The sequence below is a fragment of the Wolbachia endosymbiont of Trichogramma kaykai genome, from assembly GCF_045765165.1.
GTDB lineage: Bacteria > Pseudomonadota > Alphaproteobacteria > Rickettsiales > Anaplasmataceae > Wolbachia.
In genome coordinates, this window is sequence record NZ_JBJJXK010000003.1 from 348,670 (window position 1) to 365,134 (window position 16,465).

At 35.2% G+C, this 16,465-nt stretch carries 14 protein-coding genes; 12 read left to right on the top strand and 2 right to left on the bottom strand.

The window, feature by feature from the left end:
• Positions 1 to 134: 134 nt before the first annotated feature.
• The 11 genes from wTKK_RS03840 (at position 135) to uvrC (ending at position 13,569) form a co-directional block, all read left to right on the top strand.
• Positions 135 to 776 (top strand): protocatechuate 3,4-dioxygenase, encoded by a 642-nt coding sequence (locus tag wTKK_RS03840; RefSeq protein WP_407512169.1) that lies wholly within the window; start codon positions 135 to 137, stop codon positions 774 to 776.
• Positions 777 to 913: 137 nt separating this feature from the next.
• Entirely contained in the window at positions 914 to 2,371 is a 1,458-nt protein-coding gene (locus wTKK_RS03845; protein ID WP_407512171.1) for a leucyl aminopeptidase, read from the top strand.
• A gap of 257 nt (positions 2,372 to 2,628) precedes the next feature.
• Entirely contained in the window at positions 2,629 to 2,841 is a 213-nt protein-coding gene (locus wTKK_RS03850) for a hypothetical protein (RefSeq protein WP_407512173.1), read from the top strand.
• 5 nt (positions 2,842 to 2,846) lie between these two features.
• Positions 2,847 to 4,883 carry an NADH-quinone oxidoreductase subunit NuoG gene (gene nuoG / locus wTKK_RS03855; RefSeq protein WP_458695413.1) on the top strand — a complete coding sequence of 679 codons (2,037 nt, stop codon included), beginning with the start codon at positions 2,847 to 2,849 and terminating at the stop codon, positions 4,881 to 4,883.
• Positions 4,880 to 5,311 (top strand): hypothetical protein, encoded by a 432-nt coding sequence (locus wTKK_RS03860; RefSeq protein WP_407512175.1) that lies wholly within the window; start codon positions 4,880 to 4,882, stop codon positions 5,309 to 5,311. The genes nuoG and wTKK_RS03860 overlap by 4 nt, the downstream gene beginning before the upstream one ends.
• Positions 5,312 to 6,337, top strand: coding sequence for an NADH-quinone oxidoreductase subunit NuoH (gene nuoH / locus wTKK_RS03865; protein WP_407512177.1), 1,026 nt, complete (start codon positions 5,312 to 5,314; stop codon positions 6,335 to 6,337).
• Positions 6,330 to 7,328, top strand: a complete 999-nt coding sequence (gene hemB / locus wTKK_RS03870; protein WP_407512178.1) for a porphobilinogen synthase — start codon at positions 6,330 to 6,332, stop codon at positions 7,326 to 7,328. Before nuoH ends, hemB begins: the two co-directional genes overlap by 8 nt.
• A 685-nt stretch (positions 7,329 to 8,013) precedes the next feature.
• Positions 8,014 to 8,772, top strand: coding sequence for a phosphatidylglycerophosphatase (locus wTKK_RS03875; protein WP_407512180.1), 759 nt, complete (start codon positions 8,014 to 8,016; stop codon positions 8,770 to 8,772).
• Between the two features lie 44 nt (positions 8,773 to 8,816).
• Positions 8,817 to 9,656, top strand: a complete 840-nt coding sequence (locus wTKK_RS03880) for a glycine--tRNA ligase subunit alpha (protein WP_407512181.1) — start codon at positions 8,817 to 8,819, stop codon at positions 9,654 to 9,656.
• A gap of 3 nt (positions 9,657 to 9,659) precedes the next feature.
• Entirely contained in the window at positions 9,660 to 11,768 is a 2,109-nt protein-coding gene (gene glyS / locus wTKK_RS03885) for a glycine--tRNA ligase subunit beta (protein ID WP_407512182.1), read from the top strand.
• Positions 11,752 to 13,569, top strand: coding sequence for an excinuclease ABC subunit UvrC (gene uvrC / locus wTKK_RS03890; protein WP_407512183.1), 1,818 nt, complete (start codon positions 11,752 to 11,754; stop codon positions 13,567 to 13,569). Before glyS ends, uvrC begins: the two co-directional genes overlap by 17 nt.
• A gap of 11 nt (positions 13,570 to 13,580) precedes the next feature.
• On the opposite strand, the gene wTKK_RS03895 is transcribed toward uvrC, so the two are convergent.
• Positions 13,581 to 14,072, bottom strand: coding sequence for a Smr/MutS family protein (locus wTKK_RS03895; RefSeq protein WP_407512185.1), 492 nt, complete (start codon positions 14,070 to 14,072; stop codon positions 13,581 to 13,583).
• A gap of 92 nt (positions 14,073 to 14,164) precedes the next feature.
• Between wTKK_RS03895 and rlmB the strand changes: the two genes are divergently transcribed.
• Positions 14,165 to 14,932 (top strand): 23S rRNA (guanosine(2251)-2'-O)-methyltransferase RlmB, encoded by a 768-nt coding sequence (gene rlmB / locus wTKK_RS03900; protein WP_407512186.1) that lies wholly within the window; start codon positions 14,165 to 14,167, stop codon positions 14,930 to 14,932.
• A 304-nt stretch (positions 14,933 to 15,236) separates the two neighbouring features.
• Here the strand turns inward: rlmB and wTKK_RS03905 are convergent, their stop codons facing one another.
• The gene (locus tag wTKK_RS03905; protein ID WP_407512187.1) at positions 15,237 to 16,343 is read right to left on the bottom strand and encodes a hypothetical protein; all 1,107 of its coding nucleotides are present in this window, start codon (positions 16,341 to 16,343) and stop codon (positions 15,237 to 15,239) included.
• Between the last annotated feature and the right edge of the window lie 122 nt (positions 16,344 to 16,465).

The following is a 16,465-nucleotide window of genomic DNA, read 5'->3' on the forward strand; positions in this document are numbered from 1 at the left end:
TGTGTATGCAGTACTAAAACCTAAAACTCATACACTGAAAGGATAGTTGTGATTCTGAGGAGGCTTCAAGGGAAGTCTTGTCTTTAATAAAATAAAAAGGTTGCTATAATTCTGATAAAGGCACTATAAACAAAATGAATGTAAAAAATATCTTATTAGCGTTTTTAGTACAATTTATATTCGATTTGTCATTATCTGCAGCTGATCCTATTTTGCTTAATTGTATTGAAACTCCAGGGATTTATGATCTTGAAACAAGGCCAAAAAGCTTTAACTATTCAAATAATTTAAGAAGAAAACCCGGCTCTCCAAATAATGCAGCAGGAGAATTAATAAATGTAGTGGGTAGAGTTACTGATGTAAATTGCTTACCGATACAAAATGCTGTGGTTTCTATATGGCACGCAGACTCACTTGGCATGAGCTATTATGATGAAAATGTGGAGCTTGATCCAAATTTTTCTGGATCAGGAAGATTTATAGTAAATAACCTTGGCTATTATAATTTTATTACAATAGTACCAGGTAAAATTGGTGATAGGGCTCCACACATCAACTTTTTGGTCCAACATCCAGATTTTCCAGAATTCACAACACAAATGTTTTTTGCTGATCATAATTGCGATAACTGTGATGATCTTCTTTTTGGTAATCTTATTGAGAGTGGACTTGCAAGCCTTCTGATAGCACCATTTACTTATAACAATCAGGCCATGAAGACCTACACATTTAATATAACCCTAGGTGGGCATAACAAATTTTCTGATAAAAGATAAAGCCCTTGCATATCAGGGGAGTTAATAGTAACCTTAAGCGCTATTGTACTTAAAATGTACATGAAAAATATCTTACTAATGTTTTTTACTATGTTTTATGTGCAGCTTACAATTATTTTGCAACGGAGATGTCAACGATGAAGATAACAATTTCTAAAGCTTTGCCCGATTTTGAGACGCTAGTGGTAGGTTTGTTTGAGGGTGATAAGCTCATAACTAATGTTCTACAAGATAAGCAAGCTATAGATAATATCAAGAAATTTAGTGGTTTTAATGGAGGTTTTGGTGAATTTTTCTCCATTACTTCATCAGAGGGAAAAAATATTATAGTTGCTGGTCTTGGGATGAGAGATGAATGGGATGAAAGCAAAGGATTAAATATTGGTGGTAAAATATATCGTGAGCTAAGCAGATTAAGAATCAAGCGAGCAGCTATTTCAATCGAGGGCAGTACAGCAAATGTTGCATATGGAGCATTTCTGCGCAGTTTCAAGTTTAATAAGTATAAAACTAAAAAGGATGAAAAAATTACAGAAGTAGAGGAAATTACATTATTAGTAAAAGATGAACAGTTAAGTAGCATTGAAAAATCATTTGAGCGTTTAAAACACGAAGGTGAAGGCATCTTTCTTGCACGTGCTTTTACTACTGAGCCACCTAATATTTTATATCCAGAGTCTTACGCTAATCGTATAAAAGCTGAACTTACTAAACTTGGTCTTGAGGTTGAAGTGCTTGATAAAAAGCAAATGGAAGAGAAAAAAATGGGGGCCCTGCTTGGAGTAGCACAAGGAAGTAGTAAAGAGCCAAAGTTAGTGGTGATAAAATGGAATGGGGCTTCCCAAGAACAAAAACCAATAGCTTTTATAGGCAAGGGTATAACGTTTGACACTGGTGGAGTGTCACTTAAACCCTCACGCGGTATGGAGTCAATGAAATATGACATGGCAGGTTCTGCTACTGTAGTTGGAGTGATGCGTACTCTAGCTGGGCGAAAAGCAAAAGTAAATGCAATTGGTGTGGTTGCACTTGCAGAAAATGCAGTGGATGGTAATGCTCAAAGACCGAGCGATGTAGTCACTTCAATGTCTGGACAAACAATAGAAATATTAAATACCGATGCAGAGGGAAGACTAATACTTGCGGATGCTTTATGGTATACACAAGATAGATTTGCACCGAAATTTATGATCGACCTTGCAACTTTAACTGGTGCTATAGTGGTTGCACTGGGAAATAATGAATATGCTGGTCTTTTTTCAAATAACGATGAATTAGCGAATCATCTGATTGATGCAGGAAATGAAGTAAATGAAAAATTATGGCGCTTTCCTATGAATGAAACTTATAACAAAATTATTGATTCGCCGATTGCTGATGTGCAAAATATAGCTCCTGCAGGTTCTGGTGGAGATAGTATAATGGCTGCACAGTTTCTACAGCGTTTTGTAAACGACACTTGTTGGGCACATTTAGACATTGCAGGCACTGCTTGGCACGAAAAAGGCACTGATATTTCTTCAAGAGGGGCAGTAGGTTTCGGTGTAAGGTTGCTAAACAAGTTGGTTGAGAAGTACTATGAGATCGATTATTAAGGATCTTTGTATTGAGTTTATAGCTTAATTTACGGCTACATGAATATCTATTTATAAGACGTAGAAAATGATATCATCAAAGTAACTTACATTTTCTTTTTTGGGGATTATAAAGTTATACACTTGAGCAGCATCAAGAGAAAGTATTTTGTTCAAATGATGATTGTAATAATGTACTATTAAAACTTTAAAGCTATTTAGTATTGACAGTGTATACCTAAGTCCTAAAATAAAATAGGAAGTTTTTAGGAGTTTGTATGGCAGTAGGAAGGAAAGCGAAAACAGCTAGTAAAAATAACCCTACTCAGCGTAAGAAAGCTGAGCAAAAAATGTATAAAGATAAACCTGTAAAGCCTGTTAGATATATAGATCGTGACTCGCGCATGAATTATATGTCTGCTCAATATGAAAACGGCAATCTAGTTGAAGATGAGATAAGCTGCACTCCTATAAAGTGGGAAGCTCTATAATGGTTGTGGTTAAAGTTACTATTAATTCTAAGGAATGTGAAGTAGAGCATGGGCTCACTATAATGCAAGCTTGTGAAGTTGTGGGCGTTGAAATTCCACGTTTCTGTTATCATGAGCGTTTAGCAATTGCTGGTAACTGTAGAATGTGTTTGGTTGAAGTGGAGGGTGGACCTCCAAAACCAGTAGCCTCTTGTGCAATGCCAGTTGCAGAAGGGATGGTTATTCACACTGATACCCCTGAGGTTAAAAAAGCACGTGAAGGTGTGCTTGAGTTTTTGCTAATTAACCACCCGCTTGATTGCCCAATTTGCGATCAAGGTGGTGAATGCGATTTGCAAGATATTACGATGGCTTATGGGAAAGGAACCAGCAGACTTGATGGGCATAAGAGGGCTGTGCCAAAAAAACACTTCGGACCACTGATTGAGACTGCGATGAATCGATGCATTCATTGCACTCGATGTGTTAGATTTTTGTCTGATGTTGCAGGTACAAATGAACTTGGAGGAATCGGAAGGGGAGAAAATGTAGAGATTAGCACTTACATAAAAAGGCATGTTAGTTCTGAATTATCTGGAAATATCATAGATCTCTGCCCGGTAGGGGCTTTAACTTCAAAGCCTTACTCCTTTACAGCGCGTCCGTGGGAGCTATCACATTGTGAGACTATAGATGTGCTAGATGCTGTGGGAAGTAGCATTAGAGTTGATTATCGTGGCCTGGAAGTTATGCGAATATTACCAAGGCTGAGCGAAGAGGTAAATGAAGAATGGATATCAGATAAAACGCGTTTTGCCTATGATGGACTAAAAGTTCAGCGTCTTGATCAACCTTATGTAAAAAAAGATGGTAAATTAGCCCCAGTTGATTGGAATGAAGCACTAACTGTTGCTGCAAAGAAATTAAAGAATACAAAATCAAATAAAATAGCTGCAATTGCAGGTGATTTAGCAGATTGTGAGTCTATGCTTCTACTCAAAGAAGTGATGCGGAAGCTCGGCTCGGGGAATATAGATTGTAGGCAAGATGGAGCAAAGCTTATACCAAATAATCGTGGGTCATATGTATTCAACACCACTATTGAGGGTATAGAAAATGCAGATTTATGTCTGCTTATAAATACAAATCCAAGAATAGAAGCACCAATAATTAACGCAAGATTGAGAAAGAGATATTTACAAGGTAATTTCACTATTGCAAATATTGGTCCTAATCTTGAATATCTATATAATGTTGAAAGATTAGGTGATGGTCCAAACGTTCTAAAAGAAATAGAAGAGGGAAATCACAAACTCTGTGAGTTACTCAGTGCAGCTCAGAACCCTATGCTAATTATCGGTCAAGATGCATTAATAAGAGGTGATTCTGAATCAGTTTTAGCTCTAGCTGGCAAAATTGCAGAAAAATTTAACATGATCAGAGATGACTGGAATGGCTTTAACGTACTGCATAAGGCTGCAGCAAGGGTTGGTGGACTCGATATTGGATTTGTTCCTAGCGAAGGTGGAAAAGACATTAATCAGATGCTAAAACAGGCAGAAAGTGGTGAGATAGAAGTAGTTTATCTTCTTGGTGCAGATGAAATTGATATATCAAAGTTAGAAAGTACATTTGTAATTTATCAAGGCCATCATGGTGATAGTGGAGCACACATAGCAGATGTTATTCTACCTGGAGCTGCTTACACAGAGAAATATGCAACTTATGTAAATACTGAAGGGCGAGTACAGAGAACAAATTTAGCTGTTTTTCCTCCTGGTGAAGCAAAGGAAGATTGGTTGATTATAAAAAATTTATCCCAATATTTGGGCCTTTCCTTACTATACGATAATTTATTTGATGTGAGGAAGAAATTATACACTATTGGTCCACAGTTTAGAGATGCTGACCGAGTGGTGAAAAACAAATGGATACCAATTACCTGTGATGAAATAAAATTAAGTAATACCTCTTTTACTCTAGAAAAGTGTAATTTTTATATGACAGACTCAATAAGTCGCGCTTCAAAAATAATGGCAGATTGTACTAGGGATTTTTTATGAACACTCCACTTAATATTTTATTTATTCTAACACCATTATTACTAATAATTCTGGTATATTTTCAACGAAAATTAAACTCTGTGTTGTTGTGTAAAGAACAAAATGCATTAGAAAAACAGTTCATTTATAGGCTAGCTGGTTCTATCAGTGATGTTATGGCACTATTTACGGATGGATATGTATGGATTGCAATAGCATTTATTATAGTTAGCAAGGGAAGAGGAGATTATTTGCCTCTCACAATTGCCTTAATTATGATGTCACTAGTGTCATTCGTATCCATGTCATTTTACTATTCTATTAAGCTAAATGCTGTACAGAAAAGTTTTGTCCTATTAACTTCAATAGGGACATTGTCTGTTGTGTCTAGAGCACTTGCTGTATTTTTTGTTGCCACAATTATGAACTATTTTTTGATTTGCGGTTGAATGTACTTGATATTTGATATTCTTTTTCTTCTTATTCCACTTTTGCTTTCAGTAGCATATTTAGTGTACTTTGAGCGTAAAATTATTGGTGCAATTCAACTAAGGCATGGTCCAAGTGTAGTAGGGCCATTTGGTCTGCTACAGCCATTTGCAGATGCTATCAAGTTGATAATTAAAGAGCCGATAATACCATTTAGAGCAAACACCATACTGTTTATTATGGCTCCAATGCTCACCTTTATTTTAGCATTAATTTCCTGGGCAGTTATACCATTTGGAGCTGAAATAATTACAGAAGATGGACAGCAGGTAATAATCCCTAAGGTAATAGCAAATATTAATGTTGGAGTGCTTTATGTGCTAGCTATATCCTCTTTGGGAATATATGGCATTATTATTGCAGGCTGGTCTAGTAATTCTAATTATGCATTTCTTGGCGCTATAAGGTCAGCTGCTCAAATGATTTCATATGAAATTTCAATAGGTCTGATAGTTGCTACAGTTGTTATTACAACTGGCACATTAAATCTTGGAGAGATGGTGGTAGCGAAACATAATATGCCCTTTTGGATTGATTTATTACTAATGCCTATAGGAATAATATTTTTTATTTCTTTGCTTGCCGAAACTAATCGTCACCCATTTGACTTACCAGAAGCTGAAGCAGAGCTCGTTTCTGGGTATAACGTCGAGTATTCATCAATGCCTTTTGCTCTCTTTTTCTTGGGAGAATATGCAAATATGATTTTAGCAAGCGCTATGATGACAATATTCTTTCTAGGAGGGTGGTATCCTCCATTAGAGCTTAGTTTGCTGTATAAAATTCCTAGTTTAATCTGGTTTGTTTTGAAGATAGTTGTACTTTTATTGATATTTGTTTGGATTAGAGCTACAGTACCTCGTTATCGTTATGATCAATTAATGCGTCTTGGTTGGAAAGTATTTTTGCCAATATCGGTACTTTGGGTAATACTCATTTCAGGAGTGTTGCTTTTTACTGGGAATTTTCCTGGATCCAATGTTTAGTTTCCCAGATACAAGGTTAAGGCGTAGGCGCTCAGGCAAGTGGATTCGCAATTTAACAAGTGAAAGCACTTTATCAGTAAATGATTTGATTTTTCCCTTGTTTGTTCGTGACGGAGAAGAAACAATTGAGCCAATTTTTGGCTTACCTGATATCAAATGTTATTCAATAGATGGATTGATTTCTATAATTCAGAAAGCTAAGGACTCGGGGATTAATGCTGTTGCAATTTTTCCTGTAGTTGATAGTAAACTAAAATCTGAAAACGCCGAGGAAGCCTACAATCCTGACAATTTAATCTGTAAAGCAATTTGTGCTGTAAAATCAAATGTACCGGATATTGGTATTATTGCAGACATTGCACTAGACCCATACACTACTCACGGTCATGATGGCATTTTAAAAAGCAGTAGGATAGATGTAGAAAATGACGAGACTGTGTCAGCATTATGTAAGCAAGCACTTGTTTTAGCAAAAGCAGGATGCGATATAGTCGCTCCTTCTGATATGATGGATGGCAGGATAGGAAAAATAAGAAAAACATTGGATGATAATAACTTTCAGAATGTGTCAATATTGTCCTATGCAGTAAAGTACTGTTCTAGCTTCTATGCGCCGTTCAGGCAAGTTGTCGGTTCGTGCGCATCATCAAATTTCATCGACAAAAGTGGTTATCAAATGGATTATAGAAATGCACGTGAAGCAATCTGCGAAATCGAAATGGATATAGATGAAGGTGCAGACTTTATTATGATAAAGCCAGGTATGCCATACTTAGATGTAATAAAAACAGCAAGTGAAAAGTTTAATTTTCCGATTTTTGCTTACCAAGTAAGCGGTGAATGCGCAATGATAAAAGCTGCAGCAAGTAATGGCTGGCTGGATTATAACAGAGTGATTTATGAGTCCTTAATTGGTTTTAAACGTGCAGGTGCAAGTGCAATATTTACCTATGCTGCACTTGATGTTGCAAAAAATTTGCTATCTACTTAGCAGTGTGGAACATCTAAGTAGGTAGCTGGACGAAGTGGCTTGAAAAACCTTCCCACTTTCCTTATCATATTAACAAGAGTGTTTATCCTTGTTTTTAGTCTCTGCAGACTTAACAACAAAAATTCAGTAGAAACTCAGGTATACATTGGCAGGTTACATAAAATTATAGCGGCTGCATGTCTTTTTTTTTGTCTACATTCAGCAAAAACACGCCTATTTTAGGCGTTGGCACATTATTACAATGCCAATTTACATTATTATAGGGTCAACTCACTACTGGGGGATTCTTTTGCCTTTTTTTCTCCTGGTAAATTTTAATATTTATAGTTAAAGCTTCAGGCCAGCGCGTGACCAGTTCTTATTACCTGTTCTGGATACCAGTACTGGGATGATGCCATCATAGAGATCAGCTGCTTGAATGATGCCCATATTACAGTACGTATAACGGTGTTATTCCATAGTTTGAGATCAGATGTAAGAATATTGAAGATCTCATTCCAGTACTGGAATCTAGAAAAAAAAAAGAGCCAATCCCTGGGCACTGGGATGACGATAGAAGGGGCAACGGTTATTGCTAAACTTAGATCGTTTTTAACTATTTGCCTTTTTTCTATGCAAGAAGTGTATTGATAAGTCCATTACAATTAAGTATTATGAAAAATATAAGTCAAGTGTTAGTTAGGACATGGGAATTTTTTTTCAATTTTTGGGTGAAGTGCTAGGCAAGGTTTTTCCTGCCAAAATAGTAAGCTCTTTTTTAGGAGTAGGGTATTTACCGGGTTGGCAGCATTATTGGTCTTCTTTTCTAATATTATTTATTACCGACATTATATTAATGCTTACATACGGAGGTGATTTTATACTATATAAAATGCCGAATACAGGCATAGTTGTAGCTGCCATTTTTACCAAGCTAGCAATAGTTATGTTAGTGCTGCAATTAGTTGCAATATCCATTTTTCACATTCAAGATCCTTCAGCTAGCAGTGATGAGAATATAGTGATACAAATAGCATCAGGACAGGTGCTGACTGTTGCGCTTTCGATGCCGGCAATAATGTCAATTTATTATACTGTAAGTAAATTCTATCTAAGTATATGTAAAGCAATACTTAAATGTCCATTTTGGTTTAATGATCTTATGCATTTGTTCTTTTTCTTTATGATACCTTATTTATTTTTTAATATTGTAGAAGTAATAAAACCATGGCCAATAAGTACGATACAGCTTAGTTATAACAATGCAATATCAATCACATTTGAAGGGATTTTTCATGTGTTTTATGCAGTGATTTTATTGTACTTGACTGCATTTATATTCTGCGATCTGACTATGCATGATGCGATTGTTTTAAACAAAAGCATATTTGAGTATGTAAAAGAAAGTTCAATAGCCTTGAGTGACTATTTTCATGGCACTATTAAAAAAATAAGTATAGAATAGTGCTTATTTGCTTATGTATTCAGTTTAAAAGATATACAATTTGCGTGAATCTACAGGATATAATAAAGGGATTACAAGATTTTTGGGTAGACGAAGGGTGTACTATACTTCATCCATATACGTCTGAAGTTGGAGCTGGAACACTACATCCCGCAACAATCATGTCAGCGATTGACGAAAAATCAGCAAAAATTGCGTACCTACAACCAGTAATTAGACCTGCAGATGGACGATATGGCGACAACCCTAATCGTTTATATCAGCATCATCAATACCAAGTTATAATAAAACCATCTGGCAGCAATGTGCAAGATATTTACTTAAATAGCTTAAAAGCTCTTGGCGTATCGACAAAAGAATATGATATTAAGTTTATTGAAGATGATTGGGAAAACCCAAGTGTTGGTGCATCCGGTCTTGGTTGGGAGGTTACATGCAACGGAATGGAAGTAACACAACTTACTTATATACAGCAAGTGGGAGGTATTGACTGCAGAATAATTCCTGGTGAAGTAGCATATGGGTTAGAGCGTTTAGCAATGTGCATACAGGGTGTAGATAATGTTTACGACATAATGTGGAACGGTAGCGGTGCAACTTATGGAGATATTTTTAAACAAAGAGAGCGAGAGTTTTCTTACCTGGCACTTGATTATTATGATACTAAAGTAGTACAACAGCAGTTTGAGGATACAGAAAAACTGTGTAAATTCCTTGTTGAAAAAGAATTGCCGATAGCGGCTTATGACCAATGTATTAAAACGAGCCATCTACTTAATCTACTTGATGCAAGAGGTGTGCTTGGTGTGAATGAACGTACAGCCTATATTAGTAGAGTGAGAGAATTAACAAAAAAATGCTGTGAATTATATAGAGCAAAGTAGAATATGTTGTCACAATTATTGTTTGAATGTCTTTCAGAAGAAATTCCATCAAGAATGCAGAATTCATCTGCAGCTCAGGTTAAGAGCTATATCACTAATGCTTTTAGTAAAAATAATGTGAAATTTGCATCTATAGAAGTTTATGTGACTGCACGTCGCATTGCTCTTTTTATTGATGGTATAAGTGCTTTGGAGCTAAAAGGTTCTAACAATGATATTAAAGGACCAAGAGTTAATGCACCGAAAAGTGCTATCGAAGGTTTTTTGAGAAAAAATCGGAAAGGTGAAGAAGATTTACTCATTCGCAAAGTAAATGATGAAGATTTTTACTTCATTAAGAGAGAAAGCTGCTTATTTAACATCAACGGGTTTCTCAAAAATCAACTGGAGGAAATGCTAAAAAACTTTTCTTGGCCAAAGAGTATGAGATGGAGTGAAAGAAAAGAGAGATGGGTTAGGCCAATTAAAAATATTCTATGTATTTTAAATGACGAAATAATACCTATATCTTTTGCAGGGGTTACAGCATGCAACGTGACGTATGGTCATAGGTTTCTTTCAGGTGATGCAGTACTTACTGTTAAAACACCCAAAGACTATTTTGAATTGTTAGAAAAAAATAATGTCATTCTCCAGTTGGACAAAAGAAAGCAATTTATACTAGATCAGATTAATAAGTTTACAAAAGAGGAGAACTTACAACTTGAAAAAAATGATTATTTACTTAATGAATTGGCAGGGCTTATAGAGTGGCCAATAGTACTATTTGGTAAAGTAAAATCATCAGAATTACCGAAGGAAATAATACTTAGTATAATTAACACGCAGCAAAAGCATCTTGCTTTAAGTGACGGACAGAAAATATCACATTTTGTTACTGTTGTAAATGTTAACAACAATGAAGTTGTCAAAGGCCATGAAAGAATATTAGAAGCACGTCTTGCTGATGCCCAGTTTTTGATATCTCAAGACAAGAAGGAAAACCTAGATTACTATGTCAAAAAATTGAGCTCTATTTCATTTCATGCTTCGCTCGGTAGCGTAGAAGAAAAAGTGAAGCGTATTATCGCTCTTTCAAAGTATATAGCGGTATTTGTTCCACATGCTTCATTAATTAAAGTTGAACGTGCTGCATATTTAGCAAAGGCAGATCTTGCAACGTTGATAGTGAAAGAATTTCCGGGATTGCAAGGAGTAATGAGTGGATACTACGCTTCTTATTTTCAAGAGGATAAAGAAGTAGTGGAAGCTATAACTGAGCACTATAAGCCAGTTGGATCCGACCAAGAATGCCCTAAATCTCCTACTGCGATTGCTGTAGCTATTGCAGACAAAATGGATGGTTTGGTTGGCTTAATTGCAGCAGGTGAGAAAATCTCTGGTTCGTATGATCAGTTTGGTTTGCGGAGAATGACAATTGGTATAATTAGAACAATACTTGAAAATAATTTGCATATTCCAATTAGATTGCTGATAGATAAGTCATTATCTTTATGTTCAAGGCTTCTATTGAATACAAATATAACTCCAGTTGATAAGCCAAGTGAAAAACAAATTTCAGAACTAGTATTTAAATTCTGCTTAGAAAGGTTCAAGATTATTTTAAAAAATAGAAATATAAGGCAAGATGTTGTAGATTCAATACTATACAAAGTCGATATTAATGATCTGCTGAAAGCGGAAAAGCAAACTGTGATATTGGATCGTTATCTTAGTACAAAAGAAGGTGAACAGGTTCTAAGCACTTATAAAAGAGCCAGTAACATGATGAGCAAAGTGAGAAAAAGTGATGGCACTACTTATAATGCATCTTACAGTAAGAAGTTTTTGATTGAAGATGAGGAGATTGCGCTATCAAATTGTGCTATAGCTGCTTGTAAAAACATCAAACAAGCGATGGAAAATAACGACTTTAATACAGCGCTTGATGAACTTGCTCGTTTTGCTCCATTTATCAATCAATTTATGGACAGTGTAAAGATTAACTGTGATTCTAATGAGCTTAGAATAAACAGGTTATCTTTGCTTGCAAATATTGTTTCTACCTTTCATTTAGTAGCAGAGTTTAACCTTATACAGGTTAAACAATTGATAAATGCTCAGGCAATATAAGGAACAAATCAAATCATCTCCACAATCCTGTGGCGTTTATAAGATGGTTGGAGATAAGAATAAGGTTTTATACGTTGGTAAAGCAAAAAACTTGAAGTCGAGATTATCCGACTACCTTCAATTCGAAAACCTTTCTGAACGAATCAGAGTAATGATCTCGCAGGTTATTAAGGTTGAAATATTCATCACTGATAATGAAATCGAAGCATTGCTTCTTGAAGCACAGTTAATAAAATCGTTAAAACCATCTTATAATATTTTGCTTAGGGATGGAAAATCTTATCCTTATATAACAATTTCTAAGCATGATTATCCAAGAATAGCGAAATATAGAGGTAAGTTTAAGAAGAATGAGTTTCATTACTACGGCCCTTTTCCATCTGCCGATGCTGTTAAGAACACTATATTATCATTGCAAAAAGCTTTTCTCTTAAGAGTATGTTCAGCTCAATATTTCTCTTCAACAAAAAGACCATGTCTTGAGTATCAAGTTAAGCGCTGTTCAGCACCGTGCGTAGATAAAATTACAAAAGATGATTACTGCAAATCAGTAAAACAAGCACAAGATACTCTGCTAGGAAGGAATAAAGAAGTGCAAAGACAGCTATTTTCTACAATGGAAAAGTGCAGTAGGGAGATGAACTACGAGCTTGCTGCTGTCTATAGAGATCGATTGAAATTTCTTCAGCAAATTCAAATGCAGCCAATGGATTTTTCTTTTGAAGAAGATGCAGATTTCTTCAGCATTGTACGTGAGGCAGACTTAGCATGCATTGGTGTACTCTCTTTCAGAGATAAAGGTAACTATGGAAGCATTCCTTACTTAATTGAGAATTGTAGTGAGCATCCAAATGATGAAATTTTATCCACCTTTTTGGTCAATTTGTATAATCCAGTTAATACACCACCAGCGCAAATTTACGTTCCCGATTTTATTAAGGATAAGGAAATTATAGAACAAGCACTTTATGCTCTTACTCAAAAATCAATAAAAATTTTATATGCGAAAAATAGTAAAGAGCGTGATTTGTTGAATTTTATTTACAATAATTCTAAGCATAGCCTAGAGCAGAAGCTTACTGATTATAGAAATAACCTGGAAAAGCTCAAAGAGCTTAGGAAGATCTTCTCGTTACCAAATATTCCAAAGCGTATCGAGGTTTATGATAATAGCCATATATCTGGAAATCAACAAGTTGGTGTGATGATTGTTGCAGGGCAGGAAGGTTTTTTGAAAAGTGAATACAAAAAATTTACTATAAAAGAAGAAATTTCAGGTGATGACTATAAAATGATGAGAGAAGTGCTGACTAGACGTTTCTCTGGCAGTATAAAAGATATAATCCCTGATTTTTTACTGATTGATGGCGGTCCAGTACATGTTTCCATAGTGCAGAATGTATTGGAAATATTGGATATAAAAGTTCCTTTTGCTTGTATGGCGAAAGGTCATGATCGTAATGCAGGAAATGAAAGATTTTATGTGCCGGACAGAGAAGAATTTACTCTAGCAAGTGACAGCAAGGTCATGCTTTATTTACAATTTCTGCGTAATGAAGCTCACCGTTTTGCAATCACTTCGCACAGAAAAAAACGCGATAAACAGTTTTTTGCTTCACAATTAAGCAAAATATCTGGTGTTGGCAGTAAAAGAAAGAAGGCACTCATGTCTCATTTTGGTTCGGTAGAAAACATAAGCAAAGCTTCTCTAGCTGAAATTCAAAACTTACCTGGAATTAGTAAAGGTTTAGCAGAAATCATTCTTCAACACGTTAATTCTAAGAAAGGTACTCCTAAATAGGTACTCTAAAATTAACCTTTATTTCTTCTTAATAAGACATAAAAAGCTCCCTTGCCACCATGTTTTTTTATGGCTTGCTGACAGTATAAGATCATATTCTGAACTTTTGTGTCATTCAACCACTTATTTAAGCTATTCTTTATAGTGTCTATTTTATCTGTACTATTACCATGCCCCGTAATTACCAATAAGCACCTATTCCCTGCTTGATAATTTTTGATAATAAAATCTATCAATTTACAATAAGCATTATCTATACTATAGCCATGCAAATCGAGTTTATCGCTTATAAAATATTTGCCCCTATCGATCTTTAATTTTGTATTGTAGTCAAGACAAAATGATGAATCACCATTATCAGTATTAAGAAAATTTTCTTGTAAACTAGAGGCACCTTTATCAATCATAGATTTTATATTTACTTTGTGATTAACTTTCAAAGTAACTTTTCCACATTCTATTGGCTTAACATTTTTTTGCCAATCTAACTCATCGTCTGACATAAATTCATTAATTGAACTGCATAATTTTACAATAATATATAAACACAGTAAAATATTGCTTACTCTATAAAAATCTGATTTTTAATAATGAGATGAAATCATCAAAAGCTAATGAAAACTGTTGGATATATGGAAAGCACACTTGTATTTCAGCATTAAGAAACAAAAATAGGCGGTGTGTAGAACTGTTAGTGACACAAAATTTCTACAGAGAATTTGAGAAAGAAATTAAACAATGTGCAGATAGTAAGGGCATTAAAGCTCGACTGGTAGATAACAAAATGTTCAATGATGTTTTACCCAAAGGTGTAAATCACCAAGGAATTGCTTTAAAAGTTACTCCTATTTTTCACAGCTTAAATATTGAAGAAATAGCTGAAAGATCAGGTGAAAACTCTACTATAGTCATTTTAGATCAAATTACTGATACACACAATATAGGGTCGATTTTAAGAACCTCAGCTTGTTTCAACATTGATGCATTGGTTTTACCGTATCACCATTCACCAAGCGAAAATGCATCTATCGCAAAAACAGCAAGTGGCGCATTAGACATTGTTCCTCTAATATACGTTACAAACATAGTAAAGACGATGGAGTCTTTAAAAAAGATAGGCTACTGGTGTTATGGGTTTGATTGCAATGCAAAGGAAAATATAGATGAAATAAAGAATTTTGGGCAAAAAAGAGTAATTGTTTTTGGTTCTGAAGAGAAAGGAATGCGGAGATTAGTGAAAGAAAGTTGTGATTATCTTTTAAAAATCTCAATGTCAAACGTAATTGATAGCCTAAATGTTTCAAATGCAGCAGCAATAGGACTATATTCCATCTACATTAAAACAAAAATCACTGCAAATTAGTTGCAATGAAAAATATAATTCTTGCCTGCTATCAAGACCTTTGGAATCTAGAAAAAAGAATGCCATTTTAGCTTCACATGCACAGCTGGAAGATGTCATGCCAGTGTCATGCACTGGCATCCAGTTAAATTTGCGAGTATAAAAGTAATGTTAAAATAAACGTTTCTGATGATAGAAAAATGGATGCCAGTGCATGACACTGGCATGACATCTTCCTACAGAATAATGTTCTTACAGCTGTGTATCACATGCTGGAATGACAACAGTGAATGACATAGCGAGATATCATCTACTGGCACTTACGTTACCAATTCCAAGAAAGTGGTTCACTTGGATCTATTGGAATCTCGAAGGATGGATGTGAAATTACTTCCTTTACAGCTGCTTGAAATTCTGGGTCTTGAGAACTTATTTGAACTTTGTTACTAGCTTGAAAAACTGGGTTTTTTGCTAGCTCGGCGGCTACATCTTCAGGCGTTGGTTTTAATCCTTTATCAGCTAAGAAATCTTTTGCTATCTTTTCACTACCTTTAGCACCATATACTTTATCGGTAGCTTTATCATCTGCAACCCTATCCAAAGCTTCACCAAGTTCATTTATTAAGATTGATTTTTGGCCATCTTTAGCAGGAAGAATAGCTTCTGCAAAAGCTTTTTGATTTGCTTCTGTAAGGTTGGAAGCATCAATTTTAGCAAAACTAGTATCTACTGTGCCTTTAGTGTAAACCTTTTTAGTATCATCAGTACCAACTGTTGCAAGAGCAGGAACTAGAACATCCACAACAGCTTGTTCTGCAACTTTTGTTGCAAGATCTGTAGCTTTAACGAATGCAGTATCAGCAGCTTTTTTAGTATAAACTTCATCAGCTGGAGCAGCTTTAATGTATACCTTATTTTTAAAATCAGAAGAAGCAGTTATAGCATCCACGACATCTTTTGCTGCAGCTTTTGTTTTAAGCTCTGTAGCTTTAACGAATGCAGTATCAGCAGCTTTTTTAGTATAAACTTCATCAGCTGGAGCAGCTTTAATGTATACCTTATTTTTAAAATCAGAAGAAGCAGTTATAGCATCCACGACATCTTTTGCTGCAGCTTTTGTTTTAAGCTCTGTAGCTTTAACGAATGCAGTATCAGCAGCTTTTTTAGTATAAACTTCATCAGCTGGAGCAGCTTTAATGTATACCTTATTTTTAAAATCAGAAGAAGCAGTTATAGCATCCACGACATCTTTTGCTGCAGCTTTTGTTTTAAGCTCTGTAGCTTTAACGAATGCAGTATCAGCAGCTTTTTTAGTATAAACTTCATCAGCTGGAGCAGCTTTAATGTATACCTTGTCATTAAATTCTTTTAATGCCGTTAGGGCTGTTATAAAACCAGCATCGTCTGCTGCATCTTTTATTGTAGTAGTCATACCACCCTCTGTTAATTATAAAAACTACAATGTGCATAAAAATAATATAAATTCCGTAAATACTAGATTTTGCCTAAAATTCCCTTTAGGCTTTTCGCTTCAGAATTCTTCTCTTGTGATCT

Excerpts from the sequence above, each read along its gene's own strand:
- wTKK_RS03840 (WP_407512169.1), top strand. The coding sequence starts at position 135 with ATGAATGTAAAAAATATCTTATTAGCGTTTTTAGTACAATTTATATTC.
- wTKK_RS03845 (WP_407512171.1), top strand. The coding sequence starts at position 914 with ATGAAGATAACAATTTCTAAAGCTTTGCCCGATTTTGAGACGCTAGTG.
- wTKK_RS03850 (WP_407512173.1), top strand. The coding sequence starts at position 2,629 with ATGGCAGTAGGAAGGAAAGCGAAAACAGCTAGTAAAAATAACCCTACT.
- wTKK_RS03860 (WP_407512175.1), top strand. The coding sequence starts at position 4,880 with ATGAACACTCCACTTAATATTTTATTTATTCTAACACCATTATTACTA.
- nuoH (WP_407512177.1), top strand. The coding sequence starts at position 5,312 with ATGTACTTGATATTTGATATTCTTTTTCTTCTTATTCCACTTTTGCTT.
- hemB (WP_407512178.1), top strand. The coding sequence starts at position 6,330 with ATGTTTAGTTTCCCAGATACAAGGTTAAGGCGTAGGCGCTCAGGCAAG.
- wTKK_RS03875 (WP_407512180.1), top strand. The coding sequence starts at position 8,014 with ATGGGAATTTTTTTTCAATTTTTGGGTGAAGTGCTAGGCAAGGTTTTT.
- glyS (WP_407512182.1), top strand. The coding sequence starts at position 9,660 with ATGTTGTCACAATTATTGTTTGAATGTCTTTCAGAAGAAATTCCATCA.
- uvrC (WP_407512183.1), top strand. The coding sequence starts at position 11,752 with ATGCTCAGGCAATATAAGGAACAAATCAAATCATCTCCACAATCCTGT.
- wTKK_RS03895 (WP_407512185.1), bottom strand. The coding sequence starts at position 14,072 with ATGTCAGACGATGAGTTAGATTGGCAAAAAAATGTTAAGCCAATAGAA.
- rlmB (WP_407512186.1), top strand. The coding sequence starts at position 14,165 with ATGAAATCATCAAAAGCTAATGAAAACTGTTGGATATATGGAAAGCAC.
- wTKK_RS03905 (WP_407512187.1), bottom strand. The coding sequence starts at position 16,343 with ATGACTACTACAATAAAAGATGCAGCAGACGATGCTGGTTTTATAACA.